The organism is Mesorhizobium sp. M5C.F.Ca.IN.020.29.1.1 (assembly GCF_003997375.1).
Taxonomy (GTDB): domain Bacteria; phylum Pseudomonadota; class Alphaproteobacteria; order Rhizobiales; family Rhizobiaceae; genus Mesorhizobium; species Mesorhizobium wenxiniae.
This window is the reverse complement of record NZ_RZSW01000984.1, coordinates 1-1,211: the sequence shown is the minus strand read 5'-3', so window position 1 is coordinate 1,211 and position 1,211 is coordinate 1. Positions and strand designations below refer to the sequence as shown.

At 56.6% G+C, this 1,211-nt stretch carries 1 protein-coding gene; it reads left to right on the top strand.

The genetic code is table 11. From position 1 onward, the window contains the following. Positions 1-1,126, top strand: a 1,126-nt coding sequence (locus tag EOA85_RS35610; protein WP_206523477.1) for an aminotransferase class III-fold pyridoxal phosphate-dependent enzyme, incomplete at its 5' end; no start/stop codon positions are given. Between the last annotated feature and the right edge of the window lie 85 nt (positions 1,127-1,211).

The window sequence follows — 1,211 nt, the reverse complement described above, 5'->3', positions numbered from 1 at the left end:
GATCCACGGCCACGGCTGTCGACCGGTGTTGGACAGGCTTCATCATCAATTGGAAATGGGCATAGGCTTCAGCGGCCCGACGGAGCTGGAAGTTGAATTTGCCGAACTGCTTTGTGACAGGGTCCCCTACTTTGACCAGGTCCGCTTCATGAATTCCGGGACTGAAGCGGTCATGTATACTATTAAGGCAGCGCGTGCCTTAACGGGGAGGCGGAAAATTGCCAAACTCGAAGGCGCCTTTCATGGGAGTTATGATGCGATTGAAGTCAGCCTCGATTCTGCGCCGTCGAACTGGGGACCCCGGTCAGTGCCGAACGCCATACCGTATAGTGCGGGAACCTCTGAATCCCTTGCCGCCGACACGGTCGTCTTGCCATTCAACGAGATCGGAGCAACCCGAGAAATTCTCGAACGGAACACCGACAAGCTCGCAGCGGTCGTAATAGATCTCCTTCCGCAACGTGCCGGATTGGTTCCCATAGACCCCACCTATCTTGCCTTTCTGCGCGAGTTCACGGCCCGTCATGGCATCGTTCTGATTTCTGACGAGGTGATGAGCTTTCGGCTATCGTATCGCGGCGGCATAACCCGATTTGGGTTCGAAGCGGATCTCTGTGCCTTTGCCAAGATCATCGGTGGGGGCCTACCAATCGGCGCGGTCGGAGGCCCATCGCGATCCATGATTCCCTTCGATTCGACGAATGGTAAGCCCCTCGTCCCTCAGGCCGGCACCTTCAGTGCAAATCCGATGTCAATGGCAGCAGGCATTGCGACGATGCGATCTTTGTCAGAGCAAAGTTTTCAACGACTCGAACATTTGGGCGAATATGCCCGCGCTTCGCTGGCCGAGATGTTTCGTCAGGAACGCCTCCCATACTCCGTGACGGGCATGGGATCGATGTTCCGCATACACCTGCGGCCTGAAGCTCCCAAAGGCTACCGTGAGGCCCGAGCAGCGCCCGAGCAGCAAAGAAAAATGGACATGTTCGTTCGGGCTCTGCAGGACAGAGACGTGATCGTCTCGCCAACGTGCCAACTGTGCCTGTCCACTCCGATGTCTACAGACCACGTCGAAGAAATGGTGACGGGCGTTCGTGGAGCCGCCCAGATGGTCGAAGCGGCGTGATTAGACGACCTTGGCCTGAGGACGATACCGTCGATCAGGATGAGCTTGCTAATGCCGTCTGCTTGGCTTTCGTTATGTACAGTGC